This is a genomic window from Arthrobacter sp. 05L45_2 (assembly GCF_056397525.1).
On record NZ_JBFTNO010000038.1, the window covers coordinates 1 to 18461 of the forward strand.

15 protein-coding genes are annotated in these 18461 nt (G+C 66.4%); 4 read left to right on the forward strand and 11 right to left on the reverse strand.

The window, feature by feature from the left end:
- The 3 genes from AC1DHD_RS05050 to AC1DHD_RS05060 form a co-directional block, all read right to left on the reverse strand.
- The coding region (locus AC1DHD_RS05050) for a proton-conducting transporter transmembrane domain-containing protein (protein WP_476878653.1) at window positions 1–764 on the reverse strand (764 nt) is incomplete at its 3' end.
- A complete protein-coding gene (locus AC1DHD_RS05055; RefSeq protein ID WP_476878654.1) occupies window positions 761–1303 on the reverse strand; it encodes a Na(+)/H(+) antiporter subunit C in 543 nt (180 codons plus the stop codon). The genes AC1DHD_RS05050 and AC1DHD_RS05055, both read right to left, overlap by 4 nt.
- Complete coding sequence (locus AC1DHD_RS05060; RefSeq protein ID WP_476878655.1) at window positions 1300–4320, reverse strand: Na+/H+ antiporter subunit A; 3021 nt, start codon at window positions 4318–4320, stop codon at window positions 1300–1302. Before AC1DHD_RS05060 ends, AC1DHD_RS05055 begins: the two co-directional genes overlap by 4 nt.
- Before the next feature lie 221 nt (window positions 4321–4541).
- Here AC1DHD_RS05060 and AC1DHD_RS05065 point away from each other — a divergent pair, with 221 nt between their 5' ends.
- Genes AC1DHD_RS05065 through AC1DHD_RS05075 form a run of 3 tightly spaced genes read left to right on the forward strand, consistent with a single transcriptional unit; the run spans window position 4542 to window position 7663 of the window.
- Complete coding sequence (locus AC1DHD_RS05065) at window positions 4542–5939, forward strand: MFS transporter (RefSeq protein WP_476878656.1); 1398 nt, start codon at window positions 4542–4544, stop codon at window positions 5937–5939.
- A gap of 39 nt (window positions 5940–5978) precedes the next feature.
- Window positions 5979–6461 (forward strand): cation:proton antiporter regulatory subunit, encoded by a 483-nt coding sequence (locus AC1DHD_RS05070; RefSeq protein WP_476878657.1) that lies wholly within the window; start codon window positions 5979–5981, stop codon window positions 6459–6461.
- Window positions 6462–6466: 5 nt separating this feature from the next.
- Window positions 6467–7663 (forward strand): cation:proton antiporter, encoded by a 1197-nt coding sequence (locus AC1DHD_RS05075; protein ID WP_476878658.1) that lies wholly within the window; start codon window positions 6467–6469, stop codon window positions 7661–7663.
- A 13-nt stretch (window positions 7664–7676) separates the two neighbouring features.
- Here the strand turns inward: AC1DHD_RS05075 and dcd are convergent, their stop codons facing one another.
- The 4 genes from dcd to AC1DHD_RS05095 form a co-directional block, all read right to left on the reverse strand.
- Window positions 7677–8252 carry a dCTP deaminase gene (gene dcd / locus AC1DHD_RS05080; protein ID WP_476878659.1) on the reverse strand — a complete coding sequence of 192 codons (576 nt, stop codon included), beginning with the start codon at window positions 8250–8252 and terminating at the stop codon, window positions 7677–7679.
- 66 nt (window positions 8253–8318) lie between these two features.
- Window positions 8319–8765, reverse strand: a complete 447-nt coding sequence (locus AC1DHD_RS05085; protein ID WP_476878660.1) for an SRPBCC family protein — start codon at window positions 8763–8765, stop codon at window positions 8319–8321.
- 122 nt (window positions 8766–8887) lie between these two features.
- Complete coding sequence (locus AC1DHD_RS05090; protein WP_476878661.1) at window positions 8888–9934, reverse strand: glycosyltransferase family 4 protein; 1047 nt, start codon at window positions 9932–9934, stop codon at window positions 8888–8890.
- A 138-nt stretch (window positions 9935–10072) separates the two neighbouring features.
- On the reverse strand, window positions 10073–11467 hold the full coding sequence (locus AC1DHD_RS05095; RefSeq protein WP_476878662.1) for a glycerophosphodiester phosphodiesterase: 1395 nt from the start codon (window positions 11465–11467) through the stop codon (window positions 10073–10075).
- A gap of 279 nt (window positions 11468–11746) precedes the next feature.
- On the opposite strand from AC1DHD_RS05095, the gene AC1DHD_RS05100 reads away from it, so the two are divergent.
- Window positions 11747–13609, forward strand: coding sequence for a right-handed parallel beta-helix repeat-containing protein (locus AC1DHD_RS05100; RefSeq protein WP_476878663.1), 1863 nt, complete (start codon window positions 11747–11749; stop codon window positions 13607–13609).
- On the opposite strand, the gene AC1DHD_RS05105 is transcribed toward AC1DHD_RS05100, so the two are convergent.
- The 4 genes from AC1DHD_RS05105 to AC1DHD_RS05120 all read right to left on the reverse strand — a co-directional run.
- Window positions 13538–14755: an O-antigen ligase family protein gene (locus AC1DHD_RS05105; RefSeq protein WP_476878664.1), complete on the reverse strand. Its 1218-nt coding sequence runs from the start codon at window positions 14753–14755 to the stop codon at window positions 13538–13540. The two genes, AC1DHD_RS05100 and AC1DHD_RS05105, sit on opposite strands and share 72 nt — an antisense overlap.
- A gap of 68 nt (window positions 14756–14823) precedes the next feature.
- A complete protein-coding gene (locus tag AC1DHD_RS05110; RefSeq protein ID WP_476878665.1) occupies window positions 14824–16263 on the reverse strand; it encodes a Wzz/FepE/Etk N-terminal domain-containing protein in 1440 nt (479 codons plus the stop codon).
- A gap of 54 nt (window positions 16264–16317) precedes the next feature.
- Window positions 16318–17082: a CDP-alcohol phosphatidyltransferase family protein gene (locus tag AC1DHD_RS05115; RefSeq protein WP_476878666.1), complete on the reverse strand. Its 765-nt coding sequence runs from the start codon at window positions 17080–17082 to the stop codon at window positions 16318–16320.
- A gap of 115 nt (window positions 17083–17197) precedes the next feature.
- Window positions 17198–18461, reverse strand: a 1264-nt coding sequence (locus AC1DHD_RS05120; RefSeq protein ID WP_476878667.1) for a PKD domain-containing protein, incomplete at its 5' end; no start/stop codon positions are given.

The following is an 18461-nucleotide window of genomic DNA, read 5'->3' on the forward strand; positions in this document are numbered from 1 at the left end:
TTGGTGAGCAGGCCTGCGAACACGGCGGTCACCGGCGCCGGCGCCGTCGGGTACGAGTCGGGGAGCCAGAAACTGAGCGGGAACACGGCCGCCTTGATGCCGAACGCCACCAGCAGCAGCACGTGCAGCAGGTTCCTGGTGCCCTGGTCCAGCTCCATTAGCTTGATGGCCAGGTCCGCCATGTTGATGGTGCCGGTGGCGCCGTAGATCATCGCGATCGCGATAAGGAACAGCACCGAGGACACCACGGAGACCACCACGTAGGTCACGCCGGCGCGGATCCGCGGCCCCGTTCCGCCGAGGGTCATCAGCACGTAGCTGGCCGTCAGCAGGATCTCGAAGCCCACGTACAGGTTGAAGAGGTCCCCGGAGAGGAAGGCGTTGGACACGCCTGCCACCAGGATCAGGTAGGTGGGGTGGAATATCGACACGGGTGCGTCGCTGTCGCCGTCGGCCATGCCCTGGCCGGTGGCGTAGACCAGCACGGCGAGGCTGATGGTGGAGGAGACCACCAGCATTAGCGAGGAGAACTGGTCCACCACCAGCACGATGCCCCAGGGCGGCAGCCAGCCGCCGATGTTGACCGATGCTGTCCCGCCCTGCCAGACGGAGGCCAGCAACAGGCACTCCAGCAGCAGGGTGAGCGAGAGCAGGGCGATGCTGACGGTGCGCTGGGCCCGGGGATGCCGGATCAGCAGGAAGGTCAGGGCGGCGCCCAGGATCGGGAGGACGACGGCGAGCGGGGCAAAGCTTGCGATGTTCACTTGGTCCCTCCTTCCGGGCCGGGGGTGATGTTGCGGGAACCGGGTTGTTCCTCCGCCGCGGCTGCGGCGGCCGGCATCGGCCGGGGGCCGGCCTGCACGGTCTCTACGCCGTCCACACCGCCCACCAGGGGGAATTCCGAGGTTTCGACGGGGATGACGGCGTCGTCCTCGGCGTCGAAGCTGGGTGTCTCGGCCACGCGGCGGTCTTCGGCGTCGTCCTGGATCTCGTCCTGCCGGGCCAGCACCCAGGTGCGGTAGATGATGCCCAACATAAAGGCCGTGACGGCGAAGGAGATCACGATCGAGGTCAGGATCAGGGCCTGCGGCAGCGGGTCGCTGTAATCCCCCGCGGCGGTGCCCTTGCTGTACAGCGGGGCCAGGCCCGCGTACCCGCCGGTCGCCAGGATCAGCAGGTTGGTGGCGTTGGCCAGCAGCATCAGGCCCAGCAGGACCCGGGTCAGGCTGCGCTCCAGGATCAGGTAGATGCCGCAGGCGTACAACGCGCCCATGACCGTCAGCAAGGTCAGATTGACGTTCATGAGATGCCCTTCGCGGTGGTTTCGGCCGCGAGGCCGTCGGTCTCCGGGGCGCCGGACGATTCGCCGGGGCCGTCCTCGGGTTCCTCTTCGAAGTGCTCGTCGATTTCGGCGCCCAGGCTGCGCAGCACGTCCAGGGCCAGGCCGACCACCACAACGTACACGCCGATGTCGAAAATGGTGGAGGTGACGAACTTGATGTCGCCGAAGACCGGCAGCCAGAGTTCGATCACGGCGCTTTGGAAGACCTGGCCACCCAGGAGGAGCGGTGCCACACCGGACGCGGCGGYGGTCGCCAGCCCGATGCCCAGCAGCGCACCGGCGCTGACTGGGGTGGCCTCGCGCAGTTCGAAGCGGCCGCCCGCGAGGTAGCGGATGGTCAGCGCCAGGCCGGCCATCAGCCCGCCGGCGAACCCGCCGCCGGGCAGGTTGTGCCCGGCGAGCAGCAGGTAGATCGAGAACACGATCATGGAGTGGAAGATCAGCCGGGTGATGACTTCGAAGATGATGGAGCGGCGTTCGGGCGCCATGGTCCGGCCGGCCACCAGCCAGGCGTCCCGGGTGGACGCCGCGAAACGGCGGCTCATGGCGAGGGCCGCGTTGTCCCTGGTATGCGCCGGCACGCGGGTCCTGCGGCCGACGGTTCCTTCTGCCACCGAGGAGGCGGGGCCGATGCGGTCGCCGCGGCCGCGGACGAAGATCAGGCTGGCGACGCCGGTGGCGGCGAGGGCCAGCACGGAGATTTCGCCGAAGGTGTCCCACGCCCGGATGTCCACGAGAGTCACGTTGACCACGTTCAGTCCCCCGCCGCCCTCGTAGGCCAGGCGCGGGAACTCCAGGGAGACCGGCGTCGCGACCCGGGCGCCCAGGGCGTAGATCGCCACGAAGATCATCGTGATCCCGAAGGCCGCGCCGATGATCACGCGGACCACCCGGTATTTGCCGCCGGTGCGGTCCCGGAGTTCGGCCGGCAGGCTGCGCATGGCGAGGACGAAGGCCACCAGGATGATGGTCTCCACCAGCATCTGCGTCAGGGCCAGGTCCGGCGCGCCTTGCAGCGCGAACATCAGGGCGATCCCGTAGCCGGTGACCGACACCATCAGCACGGCCAGGAACCGTTTGTTGGCCCGGACGGCGGCGAGCGCACCGATCACGATGCCGGCGCCGGCCACAAGCTGCAGCGGCGAGCCGGGATCGATGAAGTACAGGCCGTCGGGCAGGGGCTTGTTGGCCAGGACCAGCGCCGTGAGCGGCAGGGCGAAGGCGACGGTCAGGATGACCGCCAGGTAGAAGTAGAGCGAGCCCCGCTGGGTGCGGCCGGTGATCCACACGGCGGCGTCGTCGAGGGCGCCGATGGTCAGCTGGTAGGCGCGGTCGCCGTCGACCCAGCCGGGGACCAGGGCCTGCACCCGGGAGACGGCGTTGCGGCCGTAGAACATCGCCAGGCCGAGGGCGAACGTGACGGCAGTCAGCCCCAGGGCCGGGGTGAGGCCGTGCCATAGTGCCAGGTGGCCGGCGTCGGCCTCACCGCCGGCGGCACCGGCATGGCCGGAAAAGAGCGCAGCGTACGGCTGGATCCAGCCGTCCACCGGGTCCGGCCACACGCCGTAAACCACGGTCAGGAGGCTGAGCAGGGCGGGGGTGGCCAGGAAGGCGGGTTGGATCGCTTTGAACGGGGTGGCCGGCACGCCGGGCTTGACCGCGAAGGCGCCCCACATGAACCGGGCACTGTAGGCGAACGTCAGGATGGAACCGAGCACCAGGCCACTAAGGAGCACGAGTCCCCACGGTCCGGTCCCGGCGCCGGAGTGGTGCACGAAGGCCTCGAAGACCGATTCCTTCGCCACGAAGCCGGCCAGGGGCGGGACACCGGCCATCGAAGCAGCGCCGATCGCCGCCACCACGGCCAGCGCACGGGAGGACTGGTAGACGCCCGAGAGCTTGCGGATGTCGCGGGTCCCGGCCTGGTGGTCGATGATGCCGACCACCAGGAACAGTGTGGCTTTGAAGAGGCCGTGGGCCAGCAGGAGGGCGAGCCCGGCGAGCGCCGCATCCGGTTTGCCGAGGCCGACCACCATGGTCAGGAAGCCCAGCTGGCTGACTGTGCCGTAGGCGAGGATGAGTTTGATGTCCGTCTGCCGCAGGGCGCGGTACCCGCCCACCAGCATGGTCGCCAGGCCCAGGCCCAGCACCACCGGAAGCCAGTACGCCGTCTCGGCGAAACCGGGAGCCAGCCGGGCCACAAGGTAGATCCCGGCCTTCACCATGGCGGCGGCGTGCAGGTAGGCGCTGACCGGCGTCGGCGCCGCCATCGCCCCGGGGAGCCAGAAGTGGAAGGGCACCAGGGCGGACTTGGTGATGGCGCCCACCAGGACAAGGACGACGGCGGCGGCCACGGCCGCCGCCGCCGGGCCGGCCACCAGGTCCGGCGCCATCTGCAGGATCGTGGAGATCCGGTAGGTGCCTGCCGTCGCGCCCAGCATGATCAGCCCGACCAGCATCGCGAGGCCGCCGGCGGTGGTGACCACCAGCGCCTGCAGCGCCGATCGCCGGGCCGAGAGGCGGGTGCGGGCGTAGCCGATCAGCAGGTAGGACAGGACCGTGGTCAGTTCCCAGAAGATGAACATCAGGAGCAGGTCATCGGCGGTGACCAGGCCGAACATCGCACCGGCGAAGGCCAGCAGTTGGGCGCCGAACCCGCCCAGGTAGCTGTCTTTGTCTTTGAAATAGCGCGCGCAGTAAACCAGGACCAGGGTGCCGACGCCCAGGATCAGCAGGGACATGACCCAGGCCAGGGCGTCCATGCGGAAGGCCAGCTCCAGGCTCAGGTCAGGGATCCACGGGATGGACACCGCGGTTGACCCGGCGGCCGAATAGACCATTCCGTGCTGGAAGACCAGCCACACAAAGGAACCCGCGGGCACCGCCGCCAGCGCGAAGAACGCGTTTCTACCGAGTCTGCGGAAGAGGAACGGGGCCACAGCAGCCACCGCGAAGTGCACGGCAAGGACTGTGATCACTGGTATCTCCGCAACGTCGGGAATGCGATTATCAAAAAGTTGGAGCAGGCGGGGCAATTGGTTAGGTTCGGTGCGGCTAGTTTACCAAGCGTTGACAAATTGTTTTGACCGTGACGGGCCAGACCACCCGCGGCGGCCGCCTCCCCGCACTCGCCGAGGACCCGCCGGCGTCAGGGCCGTTGGTTCCAAGGCCCCGGCATGCGGACGGCTACCATCAGGCTATGAACTCCGCCATACCCCAGGCCACGCGCCCTGCTTCGGAACTCGAGTCCGGCGCGCATGCCACGGGCAAGGGCCGCGTCCTTGCCTGGGCTGCGTGGGACTGGGGCTCCGCGGCCTTCAACGCCGTGATGACCACCTTCGTGTTCACGGTCTACCTGACCTCCAAGGCCTTCGGCGGCGAGGACCAGGCCTCCGCCGTCCTGGGCTCGGCCCTCGCGATCGCCGGGGCGGCCATCGCCCTGCTGGCACCGGTCACCGGCCAGCGCTCGGACACCGGCGGCCGGCGGAAACTCTGGCTCGGCGTCAACACGGCCGCCGTCGCGCTCCTGACCGGCCTCTGCTTCTTTGTCTTCCCCCGCCCCGAGTTCCTGCTGCTGGGCGTGACACTGATTGCGCTCGGCAACGTGTTCTTCGAATTCGCCGGCGTCAACTACAACGCCATGCTCGCCCAAATCTCCACCCCCGCAAACATCGGCAAGATCAGCGGCTTCGGCTGGGCCTCCGGCTACCTCGGCGGAATTGTCGCGCTGCTGATCGTGCTGCAGCTCTTCGTCCAGCCGACCATCGACTGGGTGGGCGCCTCCACGCAGGACGGCCTGAACATCCGCCTCGTCGCCGTGTTCTCCGCGCTCTGGTTCCTGGTCTTCGCCATCCCCGTGATGTTCGCGGTGCCCGAGGTACCCAAGGCCCGGCACTCCAACCTGGGGTTCTTCGCGTCCTACGGCCTGCTGGGCCGCCGGATCCGCGCCATCTACCGGACCAGCCCGCACACCATCTACTTCCTGCTGGCCAGCGCCATTTTCCGCGACGGGCTCGCCGCCGTGTTCACCTTTGGCGGCATCATCGCCGCCGGGACCTTTGGCTTCGAACTCAAACAGGTGATCTTCTTCGCCATCTTCGGCAACATCGTGGCCGCCGCCGGGGCCCTGCTGGGCGGGTTCCTCGACGACAAGGTGGGACCCAAGGCGGTCATCATTGGCTMGCTGGCCGGGTTGCTGGTCTCCGGGAGCGTCATCCTCATCCTCGGCAACGGGAAGTATTCCTTCTTCGGCATGGACTGGGCCGGGAGCACGACGTTCTGGGTGTTCGGGCTGTTCCTGTGCCTTTTTGTCGGTCCGGCGCAGTCCTGCTCCCGCGCCTATCTGGCTAGGCTCGCCCCGCACGGCGAGTCGGGGGAGCTCTTCGGCCTGTACGCGACCACCGGCCGGGCCGTGAGCTTCCTGGCCCCTGCGCTGTTTACGCTATGCATCACCGTCGCCACGCCCCTTGTTGCTCCCGGCGAAGCGCAGCGCTGGGGCATCCTGGGCATCATGGTGGTCCTGCTCGCCGGGCTGCTCGTGCTGCTACCGGTCAAAGCGCCCGGCAAGACGGAGATCGCGGTGGTACCCGAGGCCTGAAGCTGCCCGAAATCCGGGTCGGCGCACTAGGCTGGAGGCATGAACGTGGATGAGACAGACCTGCCCGGCCTCGGCCGGCGCAAGGACTTCATGACCGCCTCGGGGCGCCGGATCGGCGTCGTCGAATACCGCGAAGGCCAGACCGAGCTGATCGTCTCGACCTGGGACGACCCGGACACCTGCCAGGCCTCCATCCCGCTGACGGCCGACGAGGCCGCTGCCCTCGGTAACCTGCTCGGCGGACAGCGCCTGGCAATGCAGCTCTCCGAGGCCCACCGCGAGGTCCCCGGCATCGTCACCCGGCAATTTTCCATCGGCGCCGACTCCCCCTTCCAGAACCAGCCCATGGGCAAGGCCTGCATCCGTACCCGCAGTGGCGTCTCGATCGTGGCCATCATGCGCGAGGGTGAAGTGCTCCCTTCGCCTGGCCCCGACGTCGTCCTGCATCCGGGCGACCTGCTCGTGGCCGTTGGCACCCAAGAAGGCCTGGATACGGCAGCCGGCATCCTGCGCAACGGATAAGCGGCATGGATCCGCTCGCCCTGACCCTCATCGAACTGGGGGCCGTCGTGTTCTGTCTTGGCCTGCTGGCCAGGCTGGCCGGGCGGATCGGCATGTCTCCCATCCCCCTCTATTTGATCGGGGGCCTGTTCTTCGGCGCGGGCGGCCTGGTCAAGCTGGAGGGAATGCACGAGTTCGCGCACCTCTCGAGCGAGATCGGCGTTATCCTCCTCCTGCTTATGCTCGGATTGGAATATACGGCGGCGGAGCTCGTGACCGGCCTACGCCGCTCCTGGCAGGCCGGCGTGCTGGACCTCGTCCTGAACTTCCTTCCGGGAGCGGGCCTTGCCGTGATGCTGGGCTGGGGGCTGGTGGGCGCCATGGTCATGGGCGGCGTCACGTACATTTCCTCGTCCGGCATCGCCGCGAAAGTCATCACGGACCTTGGCCGGATCGGTAACCGCGAAACACCGGTCATCCTGTCCATCCTCGTCTTCGAGGACCTCGCGATGGCCATTTACCTGCCGATCCTGACGGCCACCCTGGCCGGGGTCACGTTCCTCGTGGGCCTGCAGACCGTCGGGATCTCCCTCGCCGTCGTCACCCTGGTGCTCGTGGTTGCACTGCGGCACGGGCACCACGTGTCCAAAGCAGTGCACAGCGAAAACTCCGAGGTTTTCTTGCTCAACCTGCTGGGCGCCGCGCTGCTCGTCGCCGGGCTGGCCGCCGCCATGCAGGTCTCCGCCGCCGTGGGCGCCTTTATGCTGGGCATCGCGATTTCCGGCGCCACCGCGCACAGTGCAACCCGGATCCTCGAGCCGCTGCGCGACCTTTTCGCGGCGATCTTCTTCGTCGTTTTCGGCCTCAACACGGACCCCACCTCCATCCCGCCGGTGCTCGGGTGGGCGCTGGCGCTGGCCGTGCTGACGGCCGCGACCAAGATGATCACCGGGGTGTGGGCAGCCAAGCGGGCCGGGATCGCGCTCCCCGGCCGCTTCCGTGCCGGGGCCGCACTGATCGCCCGCGGGGAGTTCTCGATCGTGATCGCCGGGCTCGCCGTGGCATCCGGGGTGGTCCCCCGTGAACTGGCCGCCCTGGCCACGGCCTACGTCCTGATCATGGCCGTGATGGGTCCGTTGGCCGCCCGCTTCGTGGAACCGATCGTGAAGGTCCTGCGGCGCCCGGCCAAACGTGCCGGATTGCCGGTCCGGCCGGTCGCTTAGGAACCGGCGCCGGCTAGATGTCGGTGCGGTGGAAGTTCAGGTGGCTGCGGCTCGCCGTCGGGCCGCGCTGGCCCTGGTAGCGGTTCCCGTACTCGCCGGACCCGTACGGGTGCTCGGCGGCAGAGCTCAGGCGGAAGAAGCATAGCTGCCCGATTTTCATGCCCGGCCACAGCTTGATGGGCAGCGTCGCCATGTTGGACAGTTCCAGGGTGACGTGGCCGGAGAAACCGGGATCGATGAACCCGGCGGTGGAGTGGGTCAGCAGGCCCAGCCGGCCCAGCGAGGATTTACCCTCCAGCCGGGCGGCAATGTCGTCCGGGAGCGTGACGGTCTCGTAGGTGGAGCCGAGCACGAACTCGCCCGGGTGCAGGATAAACGGCTCGCCGGAGTCGACCTCCACCAGCCGGGTCAGTTCCGGCTGGTCTTCGGACGGGTCGATGTGTGCGTACTTGTGGTTGTCGAACAACCGGAAGAAGCGGTCGATCCGCACGTCCACCGACGACGGCTGGACCATGTCCGGGTCGAAGGGCTCCAGCACAATCCGGTGGGAATCGATTTCGGTACGAATGTCGCGGTCTGAGATCAGCACAGGATCAAAAGTACCGCAGTAATCGCCGGGCCGTAGCCGTGCGTCCAGTGTTACCGCCGCGCGCCCCTAGGCGGCGGCCCGCTGCGCTTCCAGCACCGTCTTGAGCCGCTCCAGCTGCGCGACCTCGGCCTTCATGGCGCGGCGGAGCCTGCCGTAGGAGAGAAACTCGGCCGCCGAGGGCCGGTAACGGAGCGCAAACCGGACTCGGGTGCCGCCGCGCTCGGTGCTGAGGTAGTAGCCGCCGTGCGGACGGGCCTGTCCCACCACCACCTGGAACTGGATCTCGGCACCCGGCCGGGTGGCCGTGAGTTCGAAGTCCGCCGCTGCGGGCCGGAATCCGGCGCCGGCCAGGAGCGGGCGGTAGATGGCACCGGCGGAGCACGCTGCGCCGGAGATCAATTCAACGCCGCGGATGCCGTCGCGCCAGGCCGGGAGGTTCCCTGGATCCAGCAGGAAGTAATACACGCTCAACGCGTCGCGCTGGATCACGACGTCGTACTCTGCAAAAGCCAACGGGACTCCTCGCTAGGCGGCTGATGGACGTAGCCCGTTCCCCGGAGACTGCAGCTATCCCCTTCAGCGTATCGAGCAAAGCCGGCCCTGAGTCCCCTGCGCGGCGGGCCTTTATCGAAGAGTTACCCGGCCGGTCCGGGATTGGCCGGGGAATCAGTGCGAGACGCGGACGGATCGGAACCCGTGCCGCTGACGTGCTGGCGCATCCTCCGGACAGTGCCGGCCCAGGAGTAGTTAGCCAGCACCCGCGCCGCGCTGGCCGGATCCGGCTCGGCGTCGAGGACCGATCTGATGCCGGCGGACGCGGCGGCCAGGTCGGTGGGATCAACGAACATTGCGGCGTCGCCCATAATCTCCCTGAACACGGGGATGTCGCTGGCCAGCACTTTGGTCCCGAAGGAGAGCGCCTCCAGCAGCGGCATGCCGAATCCCTCATCAAGGGACAGGAAGATAAAAGCATCCGCAGTGGAGTACAGCCACGCCAGCTCTTCGTTGGAGGTGTAGCCGAGAAAACGGATCGCCCCCGACTCGACCGCTTCGCGGAGCCGCGGGGAAAACTCCGCACCTTTCCCCGATTCAGCGCCCACAACCACCAGCGGGTACTCTGCTGAGATCCGGCCCGACTCAAGGGCCGCGTCCAGGGTCATGCCCAGGTTCTTGCGGATGTTGAGGCGCCCCACGGACAGGATGAACCCGCGGAGCCCCGCAAGGTCAGGGACCGGCCGAGGTTCGGCATGGACAACCCCAATGTTGGGACCGAGCCCGATCGGATGAACCGGTTTGCCCCTCTTCGCGAAGCGCCGGATCCTTTGCGCCTCATTCTTCGACGACGTGAAAATCATCTTTGCGCGGCGGGCCAGCAGCGGCATAAAACCGAAGTACCGCCGCTCCGCAAAGGTGAACCACTGCGGATTGGTCAAAAAGAGGAAATCGTGGATAAACACCACCGATGGGCCAAAGGCCGGAGCGAAATTGTGCGCGATCATCAGGTCGGCCTTATGCCGCAGGTTCAAGAGTGGCAATTCAAGAATCGCACTGGCGCCGTGCGGGACCAGCCGCGACGGAACCACCCTGGCCGAGGGGCCGAGTTCGTTCTGCACCGCGCTGACGTGCTTCCGCGGCACGGCCAGCACAATCTCGTCATCGACGTAGTCGCGGATCCACGTCACAACTATTTGCCGGAGGACTTCCCGGTTCGAGGCCGGCCCGTCGATCCACCAATGTCCATCGAAGAGTATCCGCACGAAAGCTGCCTTTCCCTGAAGGGGTCGGAGTAATGCCTCACGCTTTTCTAGCAGGATTCTCGCTTATCCAACGCTCACTGTCACGCGCCGGAATTCCACCCCCGGCTGGCCGCCGTAGTTTTTGCAGAGGGAGAAATACTTTCCCTTTTCGGACGTGTCGTCGACGGATGCGACGGCGCGGCCCCCGTCCAGCCGCGCAATGCGGATTGAATCGGGCGACACGTCCACTTGGAATTCCATCCATTCCCCGGCAACGGGGGGAGCCGTATGGACCCTGGCCAACTTCGTGCTTTCGGAGGCATCTTCCGCCCGGCGGAACAGGGCCAAATCCCCCGATGGGTCCATTGTCACGTGGTAACCAGAGGGCCCCGACGTGGTGGGTACGTATGGAGCGTCACTGTGCTGCCCGAAGGCAAGCCCTGCCCGGGCCTGGGCGGATGGTTCTTCCGGCCACCGCATGTGGAAGGCGACGGTGTAGGTCCCGCCCGCCACTGGCGCCATGGATCCCAGGCAGTAACTCAGCGGCGGGTTACTGGCCAGGAGGACGGATTGGGTGTCCGCTCTGATCAGCGGTTGGGCTGTCCAGTTGATGTTGGACGGCAGGTCACCTGCGGCGCGTAATCCCGTGCCGAAGGCATCGGCGACGCCCAACGCGGCGCCACCCGTGACATAGGGGATGTTTGAACACATCATCCCGTGGACGCCCAGGCCCGTCAGCCGCTCACGCATCCACCGGGTGTGGACTTCCCAGCAAATTGTCGGTTTCCCGAAGGCGGCCAGCTGCCGGATCTCATCGTCGGTAGCGTTGTGGAAGATGCCGAGCAGGTCGTGCCTGCGGGCGTACCGGTCGAACTGGCCGTCCGAGCCGTCCATGAAGTATCCCCAGGTTTTGTAGCCCCGGTCCTGTGCCTGCCGGTAGGACGGCGACGCCGCGGGTTGTTTCCACACGAAATGTTCAGTGGCGTGCGGGTAGCTGTCCATCAGGTCCAGGAGCTGCTTGGTGTTGGTGCCCTGCTTGTCTTCGATGAAGATCACATGCGTGGCGGCGTGGGCATCCAGGACGTCCCTCAGCCTGGGAATGGGCTGGGGCGCGGCCGCGGGGCCCAGCCATTGGCGCGCATCGGCGCGGAGCCCAGCCACGGCAGGGTAGTCCAGGTCCTTGATCCTGTGGTCTTGCCCCGTCAGCCGCAGGGTCGACTCGTCGTGGTGGCAGACCAGGACGCCATCGCTGGTGGCGTGGACTGAAACTTCGATCGCCGTCGACCCTGCCGCGATCGCCTGGCTGTAGGCGGCCTCGGTGTGTTCCGTCCAGTTATCCCCGGAGCCCCGGTGAGCGATATAGAAGGGGCTGGAACGCAGCAGCCCGTCGATCGTGTGACTCTTGCCGTCGGGCCCGGACTTCGAGGGCGCGCAGGCCCAGACGGGCAGCAGGATCATTGAGCTTGCAGACAGCACCACCAACTGGCGCCTGGACAACCGGCTCGCCGCAGTGGCGCATTCTTCAGAACCCAAAAGCTTCCTCCCCAGCCTCGAGCCGCCGTGATTCCCTCAGCGTAGGCCCTGCGCGCAGATTTGCCGACACTGCGGCCCCGGACCGTCCGCCGTCGTTTTTCGGGCCGTTCCCCGCCTTGATACCGGACTTCAGGCCGCTTCCGGTAGCCACGCCGCCATGCAACAATCGTCGGACGGTCTCTCCTGTGGTCTCACCTCCAACCATTGCTCACTCAAGGACTGCGTATGGCTACCCTCAGGTTTAACGTCCCACCCCGGCTGCGCCTAAAGCGTCCTGTAGCGGGCGCGGCGGCCCTCACCCTCATCGTGGCCGCCCCGTTGTTGGCCTCGGCCCCGGGGCAGGCGGCGCCTTCGACGCCGCGGCTGGCCGCGGCTGCGACGGTAACGGATCCGCAGCCGGCCATGGACCTCACCGGGACCCGCCTGACGGCAGGATCCCCGGCCGTGGGTTCGACGGCGTATCCGGTGCCGGCAGGCGCGCTATTTGTCTCCCCCGGCGGGTCCGACGCCGCAACCGGCGCCCCGGGAACGCCCGTCCGGACGGTGGCCCGCGCCGTCGCCCTGGCCGCCAGCGGTTCGACCATTGTTCTCAGGCAAGGTCAGTACCACGAGAGCGTAACTGTCCCGGCGAACAAGAGACTGACCATTCAGCCTTACCCCCACGAGGCTGTCTGGTTCGACGGAAGCGTTCCGGTGCAGAACTGGGTTGCCAGCGGAAACCTTTGGGTTTCCAGCGGCTGGACCGCGCGATTCGATGCCAGCCCCACGTACACCCGCGGGGCCCCCGACGGCAGCACGGCCAACTGGACCTTCGTCAACCGGGCCCACCCGATGGCCGCCCACCCGGACCAGGTCTGGATCGACGGGAAAGCCGTCCCGCAGGTCCAGGCTCTGGACCAGGTCAAGACCGGTACCTTTTTCGTGGACTACGCCGCCAGGAAGCTGTATCTGGGGAGCAACCCTACGGGCCACAGCGTCCGCGCCAGCGACATTTCCAAGGCCGCGACACTGCAGGGCGGCGGCACCACACTCCGCGGAGTGGGGTTCCGCCGGTTTGCGCCGTCCATACCGGACATGGGCGCGATCACTGCGGAGAAAGACGGCGTCACGGTCGAAAACGTCGCCGTGACGGACAACGCCGGCACCGGCATCCACGCGGTCGGCGCCAACATCACCTTCCGCAACCTCACCCTGGCCCGCAACGGGATGCTGGGCGGCAGCGCTAGCACGGCGGACAACTTCAAGGCCACCTCGATCCTGGCCTACGGCAACAACACGGAACTGTTCAACCAGGCCCCGGTGTCGGGTGGCTTCAAGGTGACACGCTCCCGCGGGGTGAAGGTCAGCGACAGTTCGTTTGTGCGCAACGCGGGCCCGGGCCTGTGGCTTGACGAATCCGTCTACAACGGTGTCATCACTCGCAATGACATGGTCTCCAATCAGGGGCATGGCCTGACCATGGAGATCTCGGCCAAATTCCTGGTCGCCGACAACTACATCGCCGCGAACCTGGGCAACGGCATCAAGCTCAACGACACCAGCAACGTGGACCTGTGGAACAACACGGTGAGCGCCAACAGCCGGAATCTGAATATCGTCCAGGACGGCCGCCGGGCCAGCAACCGTGCGCTGCCCGGCCACGACCCCCGGCAGGTGTTCCCCGACCCGACCATGACGTGGATCAACTCCAGGATCGCCGTCCGCAACAACATCCTGGCCGGCGGGACCGGCAATTGCCTCCTCTGCGTGGAGGACTATTCGCATCAGTTCAGCGCCGAGCAACTAGGCATCACGGCCAACGGGGATGTCTATCAACGCCCGTCGGCCAGCAGCCCCTCGTGGGTAGTCGTGTGGTCGCGGGGGCCGGGCAATCCCGCCGTGTTCACCACCGTCCCGGGCTTCAGGTCCGCAACCGGGCAGGAATCCTCCCACCTCTTCGTGGACGGACGGCCGGCCCTGAGCGGCTGGCAGCCCACMTCCGAAGTCGCAGCGAGGGACACGACCCTCGGCCAGCCCCTACCGGGCGTTGTGGCGGCCGCCCTGGGCAGAAACCTGGGAATCCAGCACCTGGGCGCCTGGCCGGCCTAACCCGCCCGGAACGTGAGCGCCCCCGGGATGCGGGCCGCTACTCCTGACACGTTCGACCAGAAGCGACACCGTCAGGAACACGATGAAGGGCACGTTGGAATCGACCAGGCCATTTTCGAGGAAGCTCCGTATCAGGATGAAGGCCAGGATCGGGGTCGTGATGGAGCGGACATTCTTCGCGGACAGGCTCGCGAGGACGGCCGAAAGCGACCAGGCACCCAGCACCACCGTGCCGATGACCCCCGCCTGGGCCAGCGCGGAAATCCAACTGCTGTCCAGCACCTGGTCCTGCCAGTACTGGCCTTCAACAGCGACCTGTTTTACGGACAACCCGGCACCGACCCAGCGCTGCCAGGTATCTGCCGGCGTGCTGAGCACCGTGTCCCAGGCGATCGTGCGGGCGTTGAGTGTCAGCAGGTCCGCCCCGGCCGCATCTCCACGCTCCACGATGTTCGAGACCACTGTGGTCTCGGTCAGGACGTAGAAACCAACCGGAACAAGGGCGATCAGGGCCAGCCCGGCGCCGAGGCGAAGCCGCCGTGCGTGCATCAGGATCAGCACGCACGCCACAGCAAAAGCAAAGAAACCTGTCCGGGACCCGGTCATCCACACGGCGGCCAGCAGGGCGGCCAGGAGCGGCAGACCCACCCTGTTCTTCATGGTGCCGATACTCAGCTCGTGCACCACCCCCAGGGCCGGCAAACCGCAAAGCAGTGAAATTTCGTTGGGGTTCAGGGGAGGGAACACACCGTAGATCCTCCCCTCCGCCCCCATGGTTTCAAGCCCTGATGCCGTCGCGCACAGCCCCACCAGCGCCATCATGGCCAGCAGCGAATGCACCAGGGTCCGGGGCGGAAACGTGCCGGCCAGCAACACGATGGAAACGGCGATGAGCAGCACCCGGACAGTGAGGATCAGCGACGCCGGCAGGTTGCCGTCGGAGATCGCGCCGAGGATCGAGATCGATACGTAGACCAGAAGGAAGGCCAGGGTGCGGCTGCCGGCTCGCAGCTTGCCGTCGCCGCGACGGAAACTCCAGGCAGCGGCCGCCAGTGCCGCAAGTCCAACGGCGCCCTTGATGACCACCACGGGATCCAGGCCGCCGGAGAAATAAACTCCCCGCCGCCAGGAAACAACACTTGCCAAGGTCAACAGCCACACGATGTACGGCGCGGCGCTCCTCGGCGGCGCCGCGGCGCCAGCCAGCGGCGGCATCACCGATACTCGTGGACTCTTTGAAGTTCAAACTGCAGGTCTGTATCGCGGAAGTCGCCCGACCGCCATCCGTCGGTGACAGGCACCCGCCGGGAACCCGGCACCGACGTCATCACAACGCCCAACGGCCGCAATCCGAACGCCTTCACCTCAGCCAGCAGACGGGCGAGCTCGCGCTTACGGGTTTTGGAGTACTGGACGGCCAGGAGAACGCCGCCCGCACACGGGGCCACCATCGCGAGACTTAGCGGTTCCGAGCGTGGACCGGCCTCCGCCAGGATGACGTCGAAGCTTTCCCGCAGCCGGTTGGCCACCATGGGGAAGCGCTTCTGGATGACGAATTCGCTGGGCGCTGCAGCCTTGGAGCCTGGCGGCAGGACCTGGAACTTGCCGTCGGCGCTCGGGATCAGCGCCTCGACTACCTCGCACTTTTCGCTGAGCAGATCAGCGAGGCCGCGGGAGCCGGGCGGCAGCGTGCCGTCGTCGGCGGCACCGGGCGGCAGCTCGGATTCCAGGAGGCAGACGGCCCGGCCGGTGCCCGCGAGGGTCGATGCCAGTTCCTGGCGAAGCCTGTGCTGCGCCTGCCAATCCAGCTCTGAGACCAGGACCAGGAGGTTGGGCAGCCGCCCCCCGGCGACAAGCTGCAAGTTGGTGACCAGGTCCTGATGGGACCTCGTCTCGTCCAGGCCCGACCGGTGCCGGGACGGAATGACCGGCCTGCGGCGGGATTTACGTCCCAGCACCCCCAGAACCGGCAGATCGCTGGCCGCCCGAACGTCGTCGGCGGTGCGGATCCGCTGGCCGAACCGCTTGCCAACAACCGCCGTCCCAAGCCCCAGCGATAGTCCGATCAGCAATCCAAGGGCGAGGTTCAGAGCCAGGCTCGGAGAGGTCCGGCTGGTCGGCGGTGAGGCGGGGACGGTCTGCACCAGGGAGACGGCGGAGGCAGCCTCGCCTTTGGCCGTTTCCAAAACCGCGACTTGCACGGCCAGGTTTTTGGCCACCGCGTTGGCCACGGCTGCTGCCTGATCAGCGGAGCTGTCCTCGGCCTGCACTTTCAGGAAGAACGTATTGGTGGGGTTGGTGGCAGAGACGCGCGCCTGGAGGTCCTCCAGGGTCCCGCCAAGTTTGAGCTCCGCCATAACCGGCAGGAGTACGTCGGGGCTCTGAACGACGGCGGGATACGACTTGACCCGCTGCAGGCCGAACTGGGAACGCTCGTAAAGGGAACCTGTCTTGGAATCAACCTTCAGAAAAAGGGTCGCTTCTCCGGTGTACGTGGGCTGGATGCGCTGGGTAATTAGGCCCGCCAACCCGCCTCCAACCAGGGTGCAGACCAGAATCAACAGCCAGCGTTCCCGAAAAGCCTTCAAATAGTCGGATAGCTCCATGAGGTTGTCCCGATCGCAGTTCCCGTCCCACAGGGGTTTGTAGTACATAGCATTACATCCAAACTAGTAATTGACGAGGGAAAATGCGAAGAAAATACCGGACTACGCTTTGGCAAATGCGCGTACTTCACCAAACCACTTCGGCAGCGCCAGAGCGAGAAAAATGAGGTTCGCGATGAACAGCGCGACGTAGACAGTGATGAAGGCCTGCGGAAGCCAAAGAAGGCCGAAGACCACGATCATGAGGCCGTAGTCGGTGGGGACAACAGCCAGCGAATACCAGGCTGACGAGTGTCCCTCCCCTTGAAGAAACATCGCAGAACTTCCGCGGTGCTGCCGCCGCAACTGGTCAGTGAGGATGACCGCGAAGAAGAACACCGAGGACAGAACGGTGTATGCAAGGGGAACCAGGTACCACGCTGCGTCCAGATCGTAAAACTGCCACCAGCAAAGGAGAACCGTGATGTGGAGGAGGCTGGCCTTGAAGGCATCCACCACGTGGTCCAGCCATTCCCCGGCGAAGCTGCCGCCGCCGCGCAAACGGGCCAGTTGACCGTCTGCCGAATCGAGGGCGTACCCGGCCACCAGCAGCAATACCGCTGCGAGCGCCGTGAACGCCCGGGGCGGCGTGACGGCCACAATGAGCAGTCCAAAGAACGTCATGACCGCACTTATTGCTGTCACCTGATTAGGAGTCATCTTCCAGGCAAATGCCAGCGCAGCAAGGGGACGGCCCAGGGGACGATTAATGTAGCGAGAGTACGCTGGAGCCCCTTTTGAGGTTTTTTGCGCAGTCCTCAGCGACTCTAATGCCGCCCGGAAATCGTGAATGGATCCCTGGCGGGAAATGTTCACTGCATTAGACATTTTGGTCCTTCCTTGGATAAGTAATTCGTCGCTATTTCAGGCGACAAAGCTGGCCGGGTGGCCGAAGCCTCAGGCGGGCGAACCCGCCTGAGGCTTCAGCTGGGTGGGGCGCCGGCTACTGGTCGGCGCTCTCCCCGGCCCACCAGTTGTCCCAGGAGGCCACTACGGGCGCCACTGTTGCCGAGCTGGAGAGATAGGAAAATAGTCCGCCATAACCGGCGGCCTGCAGACCCGCTGTGGAGTCAGCACCCATCTTCGTCCAGGTCGCGGGCTCGGTGGTGCCGGCCTTCCAGACCTTGGCCTTGACCGTCGTCGGGAACGTTCCTGTCACCTGCACGCGCATGTTCAGGACATCGCCAACCTGATAGGTGAGACCCGGGACTACCGACTCGGCGGCCACCATGGTGCCGACCCCGGAAGTGTTGACGCGGAACAGGCCCAGGGTGACTCCCCCGTTGGCCAGCAGGTTCACCTTGGCACGGTAATCGCCTTGGCCGTCGACGCTGCGGCCAATGACGGACAGGTTGATTCCGCCGCCTGTTGGCGCGCGGTCCACACCGGCGCTCACCCGGATCTCGGCATCAGCCTGGCTTGCCGACTTCTGGAAGATGGAAGGGCCCGATCCCGGACCCGCCATACGAATATTCCCCTTTCCGTTGGTGACTGAGAAGTTGCTGGAGCTGGACGAGCTTGTCCAGGCCCCGCCCTGATCCGCGGAACCGAAGCCGTTGGTGACGGTCCGGGAGAATGCATCCTGCGAGAAGCTCCGCTGCGTCACCACCACCTGGGCCGACTTCGTGGAACTGGCACCCTGATCATCGGTAGCCGTGAGCCGGACCGTGAACGTTCCGGCCTTGCCGTAACGGTGTGAAGCGGTCACCCCGGTGGCGGTTGCCCCGTCGCCGAAGTCCCAGGCGTAGCCGGCGACCGACCCGTCGGAATCCGTCGACGTCGAGCCGTCGAAGGAAACCTGCAGGCTGCCGGCGGAGTTGGTGAAGGCCGCTACGGGCGGCGTGTTTGGCGCCGCGGTGGCCGTCACCCGGTGCGTGACCGAGTTGGTCGCTCCGGAGTTGTCGGTCACCGTGAGCACGGCGTCGTAGTCACCCGCGGTTGCATAGGTGTGGTTCGCCGTCGCGCCCGTCCCCGTGCCGCCGTCGCCGTAGGCCCACTCGTAACTGCTGATGGTCCCGTCCGAATCAGAGGATGCCGATCCGTCGAAGCTGACCTTCAGGTTCTGGACCTGCGACGTGAAAGCCGCCACGGGCACCGCGTTCGCGGGCGCCGAGGCCGTCACCTTGTGGACGATGAAGTCCGTGACGCCCTTGTTGTCCGTGACAGTAAGGGTGACGGAGTATTCGCCCGCGCTGGTGAAGGTGTGG